Source organism: Paenibacillus sp. J22P143 (genome assembly GCF_059692035.1).
In genome coordinates this window covers 39,611-56,288 of the sequence record NZ_JCAUAQ010000019.1, presented here as the reverse complement: position 1 = coordinate 56,288, position 16,678 = coordinate 39,611, and the positions used below count along the sequence as shown (strand labels likewise).

At 43.2% G+C, this 16,678-nt stretch carries 16 protein-coding genes and 2 pseudogenes; 3 read left to right on the top strand and 15 right to left on the bottom strand.

The features are described from left to right. Positions 1-2 precede the first annotated feature (2 nt). From AC58PQ_RS21580 to AC58PQ_RS21535, 10 genes and pseudogenes are all read right to left on the bottom strand, one after another. Positions 3-947, bottom strand: a complete 945-nt coding sequence (locus AC58PQ_RS21580; RefSeq protein WP_497245149.1) for an ABC transporter permease — start codon at positions 945-947, stop codon at positions 3-5. Further along, positions 940-1,872 (bottom strand): ABC transporter ATP-binding protein, encoded by a 933-nt coding sequence (locus tag AC58PQ_RS21575; protein ID WP_497245147.1) that lies wholly within the window; start codon positions 1,870-1,872, stop codon positions 940-942. The genes AC58PQ_RS21580 and AC58PQ_RS21575 overlap by 8 nt, the downstream gene beginning before the upstream one ends. A 600-nt stretch (positions 1,873-2,472) precedes the next feature. Then, positions 2,473-3,006: a hypothetical protein gene (locus AC58PQ_RS21570; RefSeq protein WP_497245145.1), complete on the bottom strand. Its 534-nt coding sequence runs from the start codon at positions 3,004-3,006 to the stop codon at positions 2,473-2,475. Between the two features lie 6 nt (positions 3,007-3,012). Further along, a pseudogene (locus tag AC58PQ_RS21565) lies at positions 3,013-4,045 on the bottom strand (IS1595 family transposase). Positions 4,046-4,107: 62 nt separating this feature from the next. Continuing rightward, on the bottom strand, positions 4,108-4,416 hold the full coding sequence (locus AC58PQ_RS21560) for a hypothetical protein (RefSeq protein WP_497245143.1): 309 nt from the start codon (positions 4,414-4,416) through the stop codon (positions 4,108-4,110). A gap of 14 nt (positions 4,417-4,430) precedes the next feature. Further along, on the bottom strand, positions 4,431-4,964 hold the full coding sequence (locus tag AC58PQ_RS21555; protein WP_497245141.1) for a hypothetical protein: 534 nt from the start codon (positions 4,962-4,964) through the stop codon (positions 4,431-4,433). A gap of 78 nt (positions 4,965-5,042) precedes the next feature. Then, complete coding sequence (locus AC58PQ_RS21550; protein WP_497245139.1) at positions 5,043-6,674, bottom strand: hypothetical protein; 1,632 nt, start codon at positions 6,672-6,674, stop codon at positions 5,043-5,045. Between the two features lie 40 nt (positions 6,675-6,714). Beyond that, complete coding sequence (locus AC58PQ_RS21545; protein ID WP_497245137.1) at positions 6,715-7,173, bottom strand: RidA family protein; 459 nt, start codon at positions 7,171-7,173, stop codon at positions 6,715-6,717. Between the two features lie 90 nt (positions 7,174-7,263). Next, positions 7,264-7,716 (bottom strand): YoqH family protein, encoded by a 453-nt coding sequence (locus tag AC58PQ_RS21540; RefSeq protein WP_497245135.1) that lies wholly within the window; start codon positions 7,714-7,716, stop codon positions 7,264-7,266. A 108-nt stretch (positions 7,717-7,824) separates the two neighbouring features. Next, positions 7,825-9,054 (bottom strand): annotated as a pseudogene (locus AC58PQ_RS21535) (adenylosuccinate synthase); the annotation flags it as partial. Between AC58PQ_RS21535 and AC58PQ_RS21530 the strand changes: the two are divergent. After that, a complete protein-coding gene (locus AC58PQ_RS21530; RefSeq protein WP_497245133.1) occupies positions 9,024-9,602 on the top strand; it encodes a LysR family transcriptional regulator substrate-binding protein in 579 nt (192 codons plus the stop codon). The pseudogene AC58PQ_RS21535 and the gene AC58PQ_RS21530 overlap by 31 nt on opposite strands. Here AC58PQ_RS21530 and AC58PQ_RS21525 read toward each other — a convergent pair. Together AC58PQ_RS21525 and AC58PQ_RS21520 are read right to left on the bottom strand one after the other, a co-directional pair. Next, on the bottom strand, positions 9,583-10,500 hold the full coding sequence (locus AC58PQ_RS21525; protein ID WP_497245131.1) for a DMT family transporter: 918 nt from the start codon (positions 10,498-10,500) through the stop codon (positions 9,583-9,585). The two genes, AC58PQ_RS21530 and AC58PQ_RS21525, sit on opposite strands and share 20 nt — an antisense overlap. A gap of 47 nt (positions 10,501-10,547) precedes the next feature. Continuing rightward, positions 10,548-11,348 carry a VOC family protein gene (locus AC58PQ_RS21520; protein WP_497245129.1) on the bottom strand — a complete coding sequence of 267 codons (801 nt, stop codon included), beginning with the start codon at positions 11,346-11,348 and terminating at the stop codon, positions 10,548-10,550. A 172-nt stretch (positions 11,349-11,520) separates the two neighbouring features. Between AC58PQ_RS21520 and AC58PQ_RS21515 the strand changes: the two genes are divergently transcribed. Next, complete coding sequence (locus AC58PQ_RS21515; RefSeq protein WP_497245127.1) at positions 11,521-12,678, top strand: glycosyltransferase family 4 protein; 1,158 nt, start codon at positions 11,521-11,523, stop codon at positions 12,676-12,678. 12 nt (positions 12,679-12,690) lie between these two features. Further along, entirely contained in the window at positions 12,691-14,010 is a 1,320-nt protein-coding gene (locus AC58PQ_RS21510; RefSeq protein ID WP_497245125.1) for a UDP-glucose dehydrogenase family protein, read from the top strand. 517 nt (positions 14,011-14,527) lie between these two features. Here AC58PQ_RS21510 and AC58PQ_RS21505 read toward each other — a convergent pair. From AC58PQ_RS21505 to AC58PQ_RS21495, 3 genes are all read right to left on the bottom strand, one after another. Further along, on the bottom strand, positions 14,528-15,244 hold the full coding sequence (locus AC58PQ_RS21505; RefSeq protein ID WP_497245267.1) for an SDR family NAD(P)-dependent oxidoreductase: 717 nt from the start codon (positions 15,242-15,244) through the stop codon (positions 14,528-14,530). Between the two features lie 47 nt (positions 15,245-15,291). Beyond that, the gene (locus tag AC58PQ_RS21500; protein WP_497245123.1) at positions 15,292-16,098 is read right to left on the bottom strand and encodes a metallophosphoesterase; all 807 of its coding nucleotides are present in this window, start codon (positions 16,096-16,098) and stop codon (positions 15,292-15,294) included. Positions 16,099-16,277: 179 nt separating this feature from the next. After that, a complete protein-coding gene (locus tag AC58PQ_RS21495) occupies positions 16,278-16,613 on the bottom strand; it encodes an ArsR/SmtB family transcription factor (RefSeq protein ID WP_497245265.1) in 336 nt (111 codons plus the stop codon). Between the last annotated feature and the right edge of the window lie 65 nt (positions 16,614-16,678).

The window sequence follows — 16,678 nt, the reverse complement described above, 5'->3', positions numbered from 1 at the left end:
ATTTAAGCCGCCACGTCTCTTCGCGTGAACATAAGCCAAGAAATCAAATTAAATGCAAGGAAGTAGACAGCAAGCACTCCTATGGAGAACGAAAGCGTCATGCCAGACTGATAAGGTCTCCCACTCAGATACTGGGTGAGATCGGTATTCGCAAATAGTAGGTACTTGCTCCAATCGAACCGTTGCAGCGCCTCCAGCAGAATATTGCCTCCAAACAGGGCGACGATGGAGAACGCAATGGCCATTGTGCTGCTGCGGAAAGCGGACGAGATCATAAAGGCCATAGTGACATACAGGATCGTGGATATCCCATTAAGTAGATACGTTTTCCACAGGTTGAGGAGCATATTCTTCTCTACGATATACCCATCATACGTAACTTCAATCAATGGCAGATTCAGATCTCTAATGCCGTATAAGATACCGTTCACCGTGACGGATACGACAAAAAGCGTAAGCAACAAAAGCATGCCGAACATCAACGAAGAGATATATTTGGCTATGAGAATCTTAAGGCGACTAGCCGGCCGGATAAGTAGCAGCTTGATCGTGCCTGACGAGAATTCGCCTGCAAGGATGTCTCCTGCGATGATAATAGTGAACACGGTAATCACAAGCATCATAGAAGCCGAACCGTTTATGCCATCCCACATTGTGCCATCCGGCGTGGGTATACTTTTCTCCAGGTGATAGTCGATGAGTGCTATCCGCTGTCGGTTATATGTGCGGCTTTCTTCAGCTAGGTCGGGTTTCGTCAAAAGCTCGTTTCGATGCTCTTTTTCCTGCTGCAGCTCCGTTCGCCAGCCTTCGCCTTGCGATTGTTTTCCATCAGTATTCCATTCTATGATATTGACAAAAAGTACCAATGCGATCATAAATCCGACCAGAATCCACGTTCGCACCCGTCGATAAATCTTCATATTTTCATTGCGCACAAGATTAAACAAGCTGCTTCACCCCCGTTATTTCTAGGAAACGATCTTCCAATGATAGGCGAACCATCTGGACGCCATAGATGCGAATTTGCTGCTGCATCAGTCGCGACAAAATTTCTGGAACCTGTTCCCGATCAGCCGTGACCTCGACATGCCCCTCCTCGGTGAGATTGACCCCCTGGATTCCATCCATTTGCCTCAATGCCTCCAACGCCAGTTCTGACGGCTGCGCTTCAATTCGATACGTTTGAATCTGTTCGTTCCCCTGAGTAAAATGCTCTATAGGCTTCACATCGATCAGCTTGCCCTGTTGAAGGATCGCGATCCGGTCACACATAAGCTCCATCTCGGACAAAAGATGACTGGAGACAATAACGGTGATTCCTTCGTTGCGGGTCAATTGTCGCAAATAATCGCGCAACTCGCGAATCCCCGCTGGGTCCAGACCGTTCGTCGGTTCATCCAGAATCAACAGGGACGGCCGGTGCAGCAGCGCCTGAGCGACCCCGAGACGCTGACGCATGCCGAGAGAGTACTTTTTGACTTTGTCGTGAATACGATCCTCCAGCTTAACCAGCTTAACCACTTCGTCGATTCTTTCTTTCGTCACACCCGGCACCATGCGGGCGAAATGAACGAGATTCAAATATCCGCTCAAATACTTATACATTTCCGGATTTTCAACGATGGCTCCGACATGTCGGATCGCTTGCTCGAATTCGGTTTTGATATTTTTACCTTTGATCAAGATCTGTCCCTTGGTGGTCGACATCAGTCCGACGATCATGCGGATGGTCGTTGTTTTGCCGGATCCGTTCGGGCCAAGGAAGCCGAAAATTTCGCCTTGCGGCACATCAAACGTAAGATCGTCGATGATTGTGGTTCGGCCGATCCGTTTCGTCACATTTTGCAAACTGATGATAGGTTCGCTGCTCATACACGGCTTCATTCCTTTACCTAGTTTTTGTTCCTTAAAATGAACACATTAAGTTAATAGCATATTGAATTTATCATATTATTTATTGATTTACAATAAAAAAATGTTGTTACATTAATATTTATAACAACTAACCAATAGCAGAACAGGCTATCTTTCATGCGTCAGCCTGCTAAACCACTAATCTTATACATTCTACTATGTCTAAAAAGCCACTCCAGGGAGTGGCTTTCCGTTGTATACTGATGTGAAACTTGTGGTCAAACAGCACGCTTCACTTTGTGATTAGTTTTTTATAACCGCACCATTCTGCTCTCACCTGAAAAAAGTTCTAATTCTTTTGTAATTGTTTCTCTCATTTTAGTCCCACAATTCTCACTACAAAGTGCAAAGATCCCATCCTGTCCATTTCTTTTTGCTTCTGAATCGTCTGCCACAACTATAAAAGGTACACTTGTATTTGTCGCTTATCCTTTTCTAATAAGTCTTGGAGTTCAAGGATGTATTACGTACTTATTATTAAGGCTATGTTAATTTTTATTGTTGAAATTGTAGGATGAAAACAGCGATACCACATGAACGTATCGCTGTTCACTCCATTCACTCCATGCTATCTATATCTAATCGAATACTGTTGACTACACTGCCAAATAACCAAAATTCCAAAGTCTGATGCTTTGTTTTATCTATGTAACCAATAACATTAGCACCTTGTTCATCCCTTTTATAATAGTTTTTACCATATGCGGACAATACATCGGACTTAGAGCTGCCAATACCGATTCCTTTTGTAGTTTTTATATCATTGCTTGAATTTGCATGCCAAATTCGTATGATTTTATCATCGTTATGTTTTGTGGCAATTGTCAGACCGTTCTCGTATGAATAGTAATCATAATTGACATGATTATTTTGAGGAGTTGGCGGAGGAGTAATAGCTATTATGCTTTGATTCAGAGCGAAATTTCCTATTTTTTCATCAGAAAGAGAAGCGCTATTTGTCCAAAAATAATGGGAATGCCTTGGTCCAAACATCAGATAGAAGTTAAATGCCCCATACGTCAGCAGTATTATTACTAAAACAGTAATCCCAAGCAAGATTCTCTTATTCAACTTCAATGATTTACGAATCAAGAAATTTCATACCTCCATAATACGAAGTGAACGATTAGTTTCCGTTCCGTTATATATGCAAGAAATTACTAACATATTTTTCGTATTCGCCTTCGTATTCCTTGCTGTCTAAATAACGAAACCATGCCAGATAATGTTGTAAATACTTCGTTGCAACGCCATTAAATCTGCCTATCCACCGTTTCAATCGACTATGATAACTGTTTACATTTTGAATGTGGTAAACGCCTTTAACATGCTGTTTCCCATCTGACTTGAAACGGTAGTGGGCTAAACCTTTCGTATTAGCATAGGAACTGAATGCCCTCCATGAATCGGTACAAAGTACGTTTGACTCAGTTAAATGACAGCCGATAGCTTTATCCAGTTCGGTTGTCCGAATACGTCCCCGTCCAAGAACGCTAGAGAAAGTCATCTTCTGACGGTCACGAGCAACCAATACACATACCTGTTCGTTACTGATGCCACGATATTTAGCTTTGCCACCACGTTTACGGGACTTACGTTCAGCAATATTCCTTTTTCCCTTTTCAGAGAACAAGAAATAGGTCTCATCCATTTCGACGATGCCCTGGAACGTTTCGGTTGGAATTTGTTTCAGAGCAGCAAGAATTTTATGCCGCCAGTAAAACAGGGTTACATAAGTTACCTCATCATGCAACAACTCGGCACATTTCCGTAATGAAAAGCCCTCAATCATACATTCAATGAATCGAACCCAAAGATGAGGTCTTCTTGTTCGTTGTAGTGGTGTATTGGTCAAATCGTTAAAGGTTTGACGACAGGATTTACAGAGGTAGCGCTGCCGCTTTACCTCTCCTGAACGAGTTTTAATAACATATTTTCCAAATCGCACAACAGTATGGTTGTCGCAATATGGACAAACAAGCCCTTCTTTATGCTTTTGCTCCTGGATTTCATCAATCGCACGAATCGGAGCCGAAATCCCTTTTATTCGGGACTGTAAAAAGTATATGAGTTCTTGTTTGCCGTTTTCATCTAAAGCACCTGCGAGTTTCTTCAAAACCTTCAAATTCATAGGTGAAATCACTCCGAATCATGATTATAGAACGTTTGTTTGTAAATAATCAAATTTCAACATTAAGAGTTAACATAGCCATTATTAAAGTAAGCAACATGATTAATTACTGACATTATCACAATTATAATGAACATAAAAAAGGAAACAGGATCTCCTCCCATTCCTAATTCATCAGAAAGAATACCTATTTGAAAAGTCATAAAAGTAGATACGGCTGAACTAATAAATGAGATACTTATTATCGTAAATCCATTAATTAGCTTAGACCGATTTTTCTGGTAAATAACGATTAACAATGAAATGGCTAGAATAATGATAAAGAACATATAAATTGGTCTAAAATTATTAAAGATAAGATCATTATCCATAATTTCCACCCCTATTATTTATTTCTACGGTGTTTACTGATCATCACTATACCGATCGTCAGTATTAGGGAGAAAATAAAGATTGCCATAATGACAGACCACATAGGCATATGGAACTGTTTTGAACTATCCTCCACAACTTGAGGAACTTCTTTATTTAATACGATGGTATCAAGATTAGTACCTTTCATTGCTTCTTCTCGTGCAGTATCCCAAGGACCGGTACGCCCGCATAAGTTAGTTATTATCTTCCCATCCCGCTGGCTTCCAAAAACTAAATAATCGATACCTTTCGTATAGGGATCCCATCCATTATCATAAATCTCAACTATTTGATCATCTATTCCCTTCCAAGCTACCTCAACTTGAAAAATAGTTAGCCCTCCACTTTTAATCTCAATTGCTTTTCCCTTGAAAACAACGGAACTTTGCTCGATCTCTTGTTTCGCTGGTTGTGGCGGCGCACAGGATAATGCTTCTGCACTTGGCACGATGTATAAAGCAAATCCAAGCATAGCAAGTATTACAATCCCAAAAAGTTTTTTCATAAACCCACCTCAATGTTATTAGTTTCAGTCCGACCCAGAGCGTTTGTATTATTTTCAATATATGCTCTTGAGAAACCACTACAAAGTTGCCGGAGACATGAAGAACGAATACCACATATTCGTCATGAAAACATCAAGTACAACGAAGTAGAACATCTCCAAACCAACATTCCGTTCGGATAATCCTTTTCTCCATAAACGGGTCGAAAGATAAGAAATCAGAGCAAATAAGAGAAGTATAATCAAACTAGCCCAAACCGATTGCAAGAAATCGGGCATCACCTGGAGAGCGATCGTCTTCCGGTAATCTCCGATAAATAACGCCTTTACCGCTAGATACATCGCGAGTGATATCCCGAAGTGCCGCTTGGCGTGCTCATCATAATGGTATTGCCAGAATACACTGATGACAACTAAATACAGGCCGGGTAATAGGATCCATTTTAAACTAATAAGCGAGATAAGTATGCCAATCCCCCAAAACAGCGGTAGATTCCCTGCAGCATGTTGTAAGTCCTCTGCACGAATGCTGTTCATTCGCTCCTGATAGGGAAGCTGATCTGTGGCGTAGTAAACACGAAACGATTCGGCATTCACGGCATCCAACCAAATGGATAATGAGCTCCCGTTGTTCGAGACAAAGTTCGGATAGGTAGCGAATCCACCGAATTGACTAATCCTAGTGGCGTCGAGCATTTTACCATCCTTAAAGCCAACCTTGTACACCTCTTGACTCGTTTGACGCCTATTCTTCTCATACACCGACGATACCACAAGCGTTATTTCACCAGTAGATGAATGCGTAAATGTAGGATGTAAAATCGTATCGGAATCGATCCCCTGAGATACAGGAATGTTAAGGATTTCATCTTGCACCTTATCCGGTTGATTAGATGGGAAAGTGATCATGTGCAAGGAACTTTTCCCCGATTTACGTGAACTGGTGGTATACACCGTCATCAAAGAAGAACCGTCTACCCCAAGCGCCATATCATCCAAACTACTCGTTGCATTATCCATGTCCTTTAGTTTGTTATGCACAAGTGGCTTCCAAGTTTCAGACACTAGCTTAGCATAGTGAAACGATTCGTTACCGTCTTTATTTATTGCGTAAACAAGGGAAAGGCTGCCGCCAGAAGTATCCATTACACCTTGGATATGCTTCATATTAGCGATATCAAGCTTGGACCAACTCAGCTTTTCATTCGGATGAAATTTGCCTACATAGAGCGTTGATTCATTGTAAGCCAGCAGTATGATTTCCCCTTTGGAATCCCTCACTGTTTGAAAATTGGTTATGTCGTTTTCAATAAGTGCGTTTTTCGTAGTCCATGTACCGCTCTTCCACTCACTCGCAAATAGTTTATTGTCGTCCCCGACCCAGATGATATGGTCGCTATCAATCAGCCTATAGGAATGGAACGCACCCGCATCTGGTAAGGGACGAGTCTCATTGCTATTACGCCCTTCTTTATCAATCGTGACAAATTCGAGCGATTTCCCTGCCAGATACGTAAAGCTGCTCTCGCCAATCATTTGCACAGGTTCACCATACGTAGCTAACTGCGTTAATTCCATTGCCCGGCCGAAAGGTTCGGGATACGGCTTCACATTTTCATTAGCCAGCATGTAGGTTTGAATCAAACCGATGACTAGAAGTGCTGCTAGAAACGGCACATACGTATATAGCTTCCATCTTGCTTTTTTCACTTCATTACCTCCAAAACTGACTGACCTACGGTGCAAACATTTATTCTTCAATTTCAAAAATAGAATCAACAATAATCGGCAGGTTATCTCTGACCGATACAGCCCCGAATACGGATCTCGCATGCATCCCTTTATCTCCGAAAACATCCAACATGACATCCGAGCATCCATTCAACACTTTGTGATGCTCCTCAAATTCGGGAACTGCATTAACAAAACCTTGTAGTTTAACTACTTGTTTAATTCGATCCAGTGAACCTACAGCAGATTGCAGAACAGCGAGAATTTCGATACCGGCTAGTCTAGCAAATTGATATCCTTCTTGCGTTGTATAATCCCTACCTAGTTTCCCTTTTGGATTGCCGGCCGGCCCCTTCCCTGAGACGAACAATAGACCGTTTACTTTCACATAATTGGCATATTTCGCAGCTGGTTCACTTGCCACCGGAAGTACGATTCCTAGTTCTTCTAACCTTTGAGCCATGGTTTGTTCTGACATATGGAATCCCCCTCAATGTAATAACCCAGATTGTAGTAATTCACATCATTAGACGAAACCAACACGGATAAGTTTCAGCCCATTTCCCTTTTATTTACACGAATTCATCGGACTGGTTAAAATGACAGGTCCCAGCCTCCCCGTTCTCGTATTCGAAAGTCGGACCTCCATCGTGCTATTCGTTAAATCAGCCGTAATATCATCAATTCTTCCTGCCCATGTGGGGCCATTTTCCTGAGTCGTAGGGTACAGCTTGAAGCGCCAACTAATCTCATTTTGAATATAAGCAAAACCTTCATACGCATCATAATCGCCAATTGAAAATGGCACAGGTAAGTGATTCGCATGCATGCTGATACTGGTTCGAGGAAAGCTTGGTGTTAGTTTCACTTTGTAAACGAGCGCTGCACCTCTCGCATTACCATTGTCATCATTTACTGGGTTAAGGACGGCACTACATGGCATTGGTACTTCAGCTTCACCTTGACCTGGACGAATCAGGACACTTCCCACAATCAACACAACCACAATACTTTTCTTCATATGAATCCCTCCAAAAATGTATTGTGGTTATTTTTCCCATTTCCCCGATTACTATGATGTTTGTGAGAAAAAGCCACCTCGCGGCGGCTGTAAGCAATCAAACTGTAGCTATCGCTGAAAAACTTGTTCGCGTCTTGGCCCGACAGAAACCGTTGAAATCTTCACGCCAATTGCGGATTCCACGAAATTGATGTAGGCTTTCGCTGCTTCTGGAAGCTCCTCCATACATTTAACCTGAGAGATATCGCATTTCCAACCTGGCATTCGTAATAAAACAGGCTTCGCCGAATCCATCAACGCGGTGACTGGAAACCGATCAACAATTGTCCCGTCCGCCAATTCATATCCGACACAAACAGGTATTTCATCCAAGTAGCCTAACACATCTAGATTTGTTAAAACGACACTTGTCGCGCCCTGTATCATGCAGCCGTATCTGGTGGCAATCGCATCAAACCACCCCATTCGTCTAGGACGCTTCGTGTTTACGCCATATTCACCGGCATCGCCGCCGCGGCGACGTAATTCCTCAGCCTCGCTGCCTTCCAGCTCCGATACGAAGGGCCCTGCGCCAACACAGCTCGAATAGGCTTTAACAATCGCGATCACGTTGGTAATCGCATAGGCAGGTAGTCCTGCTCCGACAGGAGCAAAACCTGCAAGTGTCGAAGACGACGTCGAATACGGATAAATACCATGATCCGGATCACGCAGTGCACCAAGCTGGCCCTCCACCAATATGGGCTCACCATTTGCATTCGCATTTTGGAGTAGCGTCGTTGTATCGCATACGTATGGAGCTATCCGTTTAGCCATGCTCAACAGTTGCGCCATGAGTTCATCCGATTGGATGGCTGGATGTCCATATAGATGCGTGAGTAACACATTTTTCGCCGTGAGCAAATGTTCGAGTCGTTCCTGTAACCGAGTTTGGTCAAATAAATCGGCCACCTGAATACCTAGCTTCGCGTATTTGTCCGCGTAAAATGGTGCGATTCCGCGCTTGGTTGAGCCATAACTGCGCGCGCCAAGCCGTGCTTCTTCGAGTTCGTCGAAGAGTTGATGTACCGACAATACCACTTGCGCCCGCTCAGAAATGTACAACTTAAGCTTAGGTACACCTCTTGCTTCAAGTTCATCTAATTCGCTTAGCAATATATCAACATCGAGTGCCGTTCCTGGCCCTATCACGTTCGTTACATGAGAATAAAACACGCCGGAAGGCAGCATTCGCAACGCGAATTTACCGTAATCATTAATGATCGTATGCCCAGCATTACTTCCCCCTTGGTACCGAACAACGAAAGATGATTGTGCAGCTAATACATCTACTGCCTTATCTAGAGGCTTTCCACGAACAACATCCGGGTGTGCGAATCCGCGTTACGAATCGTACGACGCCCGAAACCTTGGCATTGCTCAAGGAGGGAAAAATCGATTTTGGTATCGTTAGCCTCCCCGCCTCGGACAAGCAAATCGATTTCCGAGAAAGCTCAACGATTCAAGACTGTCTTGTAGGAGGCAAAGCTTTTGCTCATCTAGCAGGTAGACCGTTAGCACTTGATGATTTACATACATACCCGCTGCTATTATTGGAAAATGGGGCAAGCACGAGGCGCTATATCGATGACTTTACTGCCTCTAACGGTGTTACGCTCTCACCCGAGTTCGAGCTTGGCAGCATCGATCTTCTTGTGCAGTTTGCCAAGCGTGGGTTTGGACTCGCTTTAGTGATCGGTCATTATGTAGCCGAGGAACTCGCTGCTGGCGAGATCATCGAAATTCCACTAAACCCACCAATTCCTGCGCGTAAAATAGGGCTTGCCACACTTCGAGGTGTCCCGCTATCGGCGGCATCGAAGTCTTTTATGGCGTTGTTGCCTTAAAACTGAATACCTCACCTAACTTCTGAACCGGCACACTGAACAAGATAAGCACCGCTGCTAAACAATCCATCCAAGTCAGCCGTTCCCCTAATAAAACCACAATAAACACAAGCGTTACAAAAGGGGCAAAGAAGGTGAAACTTGCGATTAATGACGCAGATGAGTACTTCAATGCCCTGAAATACAGGAAGAATCCGAACACGATGTTGCTCAGACATAACCAGAATACGCCATAGAAGTCCGTCATTTGAAGCAACGTGCCATACGAATATACGAGCATCCCCACAATGGCCAATAGCCAGGCTACTAAGGTAATCACAAAGGTGCTTATTAGCATATCTTTCTTGTTTTTCTTCACGAGATTCGTAAACAGTCCCCAGCTCACTGCTGCAAATATCGCCAACAGATCTCCTTTTAGGTTTGAAAAATTGAAATTAGCGAAGTCACCCTTCGTAATCAATAGGATTGATCCCGTAAAACCCATGATGATCGAGAGAATTTTATATCGATTTAGCTTCTCTTTATGGATCGGAATGGCAAATACAACGATAAAAATGGGAAATAAATAATTTAACATAGATGCCTCTACGGCCGGTATGAGTTCAAGTGATTTTAAATAGAGGAAGTCATATAAGAACGTAAAAACACCACAGGTTAACACCAACATCCATTCTGAAAACCGCCATGAGAAGGAGATATTCCCACGCAATTTGACAACTAGAATGATTGAAAATATAACCACACCGATTCCGTACATATAAAATAAAATCTGATAGCTGTCTAATTGATTCAATACCAATTTACTAACCGCAGCTACTGATCCCCAGATCAACAGTAACATGGGCATGAGTACAAATGGGTTCTGAGACGCGTTTAATCTCTTTTCATTTTTCAACAAAATAACTTGCTCCTCAAGAACTTCTATTTTCCTTAGAAGCTCTAATCTTACTTGATTGCAAATGGTAAATTCAAGCGAACAGGCACATCTTCGAGGAAATTTACGAGCTTCAAATTGAAGTGGTACACGTTTAATTTAAAATAGAGCTGATCTTCGTCCTTCCATTCATTAGGAATGCCTTTTGCATCTAGTTTAGCTTTTATCTCTTGCATGTATGCCATGCTGCTTACGCCAAAAGTGACAACCATAGCGGCGGGTTGCAAAGCCATCATTGCTATCGGAATCCATTTGCGCTTCGTCGATGGAATCACGGCGTGAGCGGTTCCCCCAATCGCAAAGCTAAAGTTTTCAGACACTTTATCCAACTTGAAATCAAAGAGATGTACCATCAATTCTCTAAATTCAGCTACATCATCTACGGGAAAACCGATCTCTCTCAGGTATAAGATTTTCAGATCTCCTTGCGCCGGCAAAATACCTTCTCTGACATAAGGATGCGCGATCATCTCCAGTAAATTCCCATCCCCATCACGGAAATACACATTTCCCCCGGTTCCGAAGTGATCAATAATTCGCCCATCTGTCCATTTCAAAAGGGTAACACCAGACGCTCGAAGCTCACTCACGACATCATCAAATTCCGAACATGGCACTTCGAAAGCAAAATGCGCTGGATGTAGAGCTAATTTTGTTTCTCTAAATGTTAGTGTAAAAAATTCCGTCGGCTGGAAGCTAATCTCATTCTCAGATTCCGAGATCACTGGGAAATGTAGCTGGTCCTGATAAAATTGTTTCACACCTTGAATGGATACTGTAGGTAATTGCAATTGAGCAAAATGTGTAATCATGGTTTACCACATCCTCTCTGGAGTTTCTAACCTATGCCATACTACTTAGTATACATTCATGTTTAGAAAGTACAAATCAGTAATTATTATATTCCCTTCATATTCCACTGATATCCCCCGAATAATTACATGTTACGCTTAAGCTATATTGGAACTACAGGAGGGGATTCATATGCGTCTCGCGTTGTTTACCGACACTTTTGTTCCTCAAATGAACGGCGTTGCACTCACGCTTGGAAGATTTACGGACTATTTGAACCGGCGGGGCGTTGAACATCTTGTTTTTTCACCAAAAAGCACGGCTGACACGGTTTACTCAGATCCCATTCGCCCGATTACGAGCATCCCTTTTTTCCTATATCCCGAAGTCCGTTTGGCTTTACCAAGGCTTATTACCATACGCACAGAGCTTGAGCGTTTTCGCCCCGATTTGCTTCATTTAGCTACCCCCTTTAACCTTGGATTATGCGGACTTCACTATGCGCGCAAACATCATGTACCACATGTAGCCTCCTACCACACTCATTTTGATCGTTATCTTTCTTATTACCGAATGAAACCTGCGGTCCCCCTATATTGGAGCTATATCAATTGGTTTCATCAATCTTGTGATGCGACATTCGCTCCATCACAGGATACGATCTCTACCTTGCAAGAACATGGCATAGATCGCCTGTTGCTCTGGTCACGCGGGGTAGACTGCTCGTTATATACACCAGAAAAGAAAAGTAACGACGTTCGTGAACGATACGGGATTACAGCCCCTTATCTCTTCCTTTATGTAGGTCGAATTGCTCCTGAAAAAGACATCGACACCCTATCTGCCATTATGAAACACTTACCATATTCTGTGAAAGATCGTGTACACTGGCTCATAGTTGGAGACGGACCCCAGCTTCAAGAGCTGCGTGAGCAAGCACCGGCTAATGTGACGTTCGCAGGGTATCAAAGTGGCGAAGCACTTGCTCAGATTTATGCTTCTGCTGATCTCTTTGTCTTCCCTTCCAGTACCGAGACGTTTGGTAATGTCGTTCAAGAGGCTATGGCATCTGGACTCCCTGTTGTTGCTGCTAATAGCGGCGGTGTGCGTGAAATGGTGCTCCCAGGGGAAACCGGCGTATTATGTACACCTCGTAAGTCGGAATCTTTTATTCGTGAAATCTGCGCTTTGGTCGATGACAATGATCGTATGACTAGCTTCCGTGCCGAAGCACGACAGTTCGCTCTTGGTCGATCGTGGGACACCATTTTTGATCAATTGCTTCATGATTATGAGCAGATCATTGATTTTCGTCGTATGGGGAAGAAATCTGGATTCTACACGGCTTAAGGGGGACTACACATGCGATTAACGATTATTGGAACGGGATATGTCGGATTGGTAGCAGCTGTTTGCTTTGCAAAGTTAGGACATTTCGTGACAGCGGTCGATCGGGAACATGTCATCCAAGACTTACAAGTCAATAAATTGAACATGTGGGAGACTGATCTGCAAGAAATGCTTAAAACATGCCGCAGCGAAGGTTATTTGTTTTTTGACACCCATATAGCAAGAGCTTCCGCCGGAGCTGATGCGCTTATGATCGCTGTTGGAACCCCTACGCGTGCGGATGGTCAAACCGATCTTAGTCATGTCGAAGATGTGGTTGCTCATTTGATGTCAGCTGGCGTCTGTCCTCCTCTTGTGATTATGAAGAGTACGGTTCCCATAGGTACTTGCGATGCGCTTGAACAAAGTTTAATGGCTGTTGGTATCCAATCTGAAGTCGCATTTAACCCAGAATTTTTACGTCAAGGCAGTGCAATTAACGACTTTATGTACCCCGATCGAATCGTTTTCGGGTGCCGGACGCACCAAGCAGAAGCAGCGCTTCGCCAATTATACAAAGGGATTACTGCCCCTATTCAAGTCTGTGATCGACGCAGCGCCGAGCTAATCAAATATGCATCCAATGCATTTCTTGCGATGAAGATATCATTTGCCAATATGATGTCTGATGTTTGTGAAGGGTATGACGCGGATATTCGCGAGGTTATGCATGGCGTTGGCATGGATCGACGCATTGGTCCTCACTTTTTGCAAGCAGGCATTGGGTATGGCGGATCTTGCTTCTCTAAAGATCTACAATCCCTGCTGACTTCCGGAAAAGCCATCGGACGTTCACTTCCCTTACTCGATGCGACAGCTCAAATCAATGCAGCACGAATCCCACAGATGATGGATAAGCTGATCTCATTATGGAGCAATCCTCAAGGAAAGCGGCTAGGCGTGCTTGGTATTTCCTTCAAACCGAATACGAATGATGTGCGTGATGCGCCATTTCTTACTTTGATACAGCTGTGTCATCGCTATGGTATTGATGTTCAGGCCTATGATCCAGTCGTTCAACAATTTTCGATGGAAGACGTTACAGTGATGGATTCTGCTTATGAAGTTTCTGCAGGCGCTGATGCCCTCATTATTATGACGGAATGGCCGGTGTTCGCTGAATTGGATTGGGTTTACATGGTTGAATTGATGCAACAGCCTATTATCATTGACGGACGCAATGTCTTATCGGAACAGGTGGTATCGCAGTTGATGACGATTGAGGAAATGATCTATATCCCTGTGGGGAGAAATGTGGAAAGAGCTAAGAAGGCTATTTCGGCAGGCTTGTAAAAGAGGCTTAAAAAACGGCATCCATTGAAGCAATAAGCTCCTTGGCTGCCGTTTGGTTATTTGAAGTAAAGTCTAATCCATTATCTACGGTTTATTTACCCTGAACACCCGGATATATAAACCTGATCGCATGAGGAAAAGAAGCATTAAAATAACGATGTAAATGTAAGCCTTCGGGATCTGTTTCCAAACGAATACAGTCCCTTCCCCCAGGGATTTTCTCCGATAAAACCTCGTAGGTTTTCCTCGTGTTCGGGACCATGAATTGCTGTAATGTGGTCCTCCCTACCCCTTCTTGTTCCCCAACAAATAAATAGATGGTGGTGTATATACATAGATGGTGCGATTTGCATATTCAAGCGTATACAAATTTCCTAGCAACCCTATCAGCCCCGATTGTGTTTATGAATTTGATATTAGTGATAATCATTATCAATTCATTCATGGTAGCATAGGCATTTGCTTCTGTAAATAAAAGGATCTCACATCGGTATGACGGCTTGATTTAGAAAATGAATCAGATTAGTTGTGACGATTTGATTTCAAGCAAGATTCTCCGCGCTACAGCTTCTGGTTCAACCAAGTTACCTTCATCTTTTTGCTGTTTAAAGTATCTGGATAACTCGAAATCTGATTCTCGTGCTGTTTGTTGCATGCTCGTATCCATCATTCCCGGATCTATTGAAAACACCTGCACAGGATTCGCTTCCTTAGCTTGTTCTAGTTCCACACATTGTGTGAACATGGTCAATGCAGCTTTCGTAGAGCAATACATACTCATACTACTTGCGGGATACCGACCCGAGCCTGAAGATATGTTTACAATTACGCGTTTAGCAGCTAAATTCTTAGTTTCTTTAATGAAACAAGAAGTTAGTAAAATTGGCGCAGTCATATTGAGTTGAATTGACGTGAAAATTTCGTTTGGCGCACATTCTTGAATATTTTTAATCGGAGCTACGGTGGCCGCATTGTTAATGAGGGTTACAGTTTCAACCATTGTAGAATCCATGGATTCGATAATCTCTTGTAAGATCACTTGTATCGTCTCCACCTGTGAGAGGTCAGCAGCTATGAAATTATATGTAAATCTTAACTCGTGTGCATACTGTTGAATATCCTTGTTTAGCGTCCTTGATAAGCCAAATACTTGAGTATCCTCCGACAAAAGCTGTCGTGATAATTCTGCCCCGAGCCCACTTGAAGCTCCCGTAATGATGTAGATATGTTTCACCAAAATGATACCTCCTCCAAACCACCACGATCCACGCGGCAGCCTTGCTACATACGAATTTTAAAAACCGCTATCTCCGGTGAACACGCCAGGCGTATTGGAAGTCGCGAGGTTCCTAAACCACGGTTGATATACAATTGTCGTCGCTTATCTAATCGCTTAAGCCCGACAGGATAGTTCTTGAAAGCGCCAATCGTTTGCCCAAGTAGCCGAACCTGGCCCCCATGCGTATGTCCAACAAGCAGTAAGTCATACGGAAGTTGATGATGGAGTTCAGATTTAATAATGCTGGGGGAATGAGCAAGCATGATGACATAATCATATTCTTGTATTTCAGCTGCACATGTAGTCAGTCGTTCATACCCACTAAGCGAGTTATCAAAACCATAAATCAACCACTTCTTCTCGCCCATCTCGATCGGGTATTCACAGTTGGATAAGACTACCCTATTCGACGCTTGAATGGAGCTTAGGATATCCGAGTATTCTTGCTGCGAGTACATTTGCATACGGGATCGGACTCCCCCATAACGCTCATGATTTCCTGGCACAAAAAATTGATGCGGACACTCTATTCTACGAATTTCCTCTAGCACTTTATCCAGTTGAGACTTGCTAGAGACCAAGTCACCCGTGATCATCACAAGATCAGGTTTGACGTTATTTACCATTTTACTCAGAGATCCATTCATGAAATGGATTTGCCCATGCAGATCCGATATCTGAACAACAGTGAAACTCTTTTTCTTATCCGCATCGCCGAGATCATGATGTTCATATTTGACCCAGAAGGTGCTATAAACAAGAAATAGGGCTCCAAGCACGAGTATTACGAGTACACCGGTGATCACCATATGACGATAACAACCTCCTCTTATATGCTGAATACCTTCCTCGTCTATGTATACATGCAAATATACATCTTTTTCTCATCATTTTCCAATTTCACGAAAGTATCCTCTCAAGAAAACGAAAAAACCGCGCTGAGCGCGGTTCAACTAATTTCTCATCTTTTTAAAGTTTTTCGTTTAGTTTAATCCTCATCGAAATCTGTTTGCAACAATTGCTGTAGTCGCAAAAAGTTATCGTTCCAGAATTTCCCATAAAAGGCTACCCAATCCTGGATTTCCCTTAACGGAGCAGCCTGCAGTCGAAAGCGCGTTTCCCGACCAACCTTGCGATCGATGACAAGTCCAGCCTCTCTCAGTATCGTCAAATGCTTAGAAACCGCCGTTCTCCCCATTTCAAAATGAAGCGTGATTTCGTGGAGAGGTAATTCCTCGGCCTCGGCTAACAGATGAAGCAGCTTTCGCCGTGTTGGATCGGCTACTGCATCATACACATCTCGTGTTGGATTCTTCTCGATCAGAATCACCTCTCCCAACTCTCCATAATTTAATAGGAAACCTAATGGTGTCTAGTCATTATGCGATG

Excerpts from the sequence above, each read along its gene's own strand:
- AC58PQ_RS21575 (WP_497245147.1), bottom strand. The coding sequence starts at position 1,872 with ATGAGCAGCGAACCTATCATCAGTTTGCAAAATGTGACGAAACGGATC.
- AC58PQ_RS21560 (WP_497245143.1), bottom strand. The coding sequence starts at position 4,416 with ATGGATAATGATCTTATCTTTAATAATTTTAGACCAATTTATATGTTC.
- AC58PQ_RS21555 (WP_497245141.1), bottom strand. The coding sequence starts at position 4,964 with ATGAAAAAACTTTTTGGGATTGTAATACTTGCTATGCTTGGATTTGCT.
- AC58PQ_RS21545 (WP_497245137.1), bottom strand. The coding sequence starts at position 7,173 with ATGTCAGAACAAACCATGGCTCAAAGGTTAGAAGAACTAGGAATCGTA.
- AC58PQ_RS21540 (WP_497245135.1), bottom strand. The coding sequence starts at position 7,716 with ATGAAGAAAAGTATTGTGGTTGTGTTGATTGTGGGAAGTGTCCTGATT.
- AC58PQ_RS21530 (WP_497245133.1), top strand. The coding sequence starts at position 9,024 with ATGATTGTGCAGCTAATACATCTACTGCCTTATCTAGAGGCTTTCCAC.
- AC58PQ_RS21520 (WP_497245129.1), bottom strand. The coding sequence starts at position 11,348 with ATGATTACACATTTTGCTCAATTGCAATTACCTACAGTATCCATTCAA.
- AC58PQ_RS21515 (WP_497245127.1), top strand. The coding sequence starts at position 11,521 with ATGCGTCTCGCGTTGTTTACCGACACTTTTGTTCCTCAAATGAACGGC.
- AC58PQ_RS21510 (WP_497245125.1), top strand. The coding sequence starts at position 12,691 with ATGCGATTAACGATTATTGGAACGGGATATGTCGGATTGGTAGCAGCT.
- AC58PQ_RS21500 (WP_497245123.1), bottom strand. The coding sequence starts at position 16,098 with ATGGTGATCACCGGTGTACTCGTAATACTCGTGCTTGGAGCCCTATTT.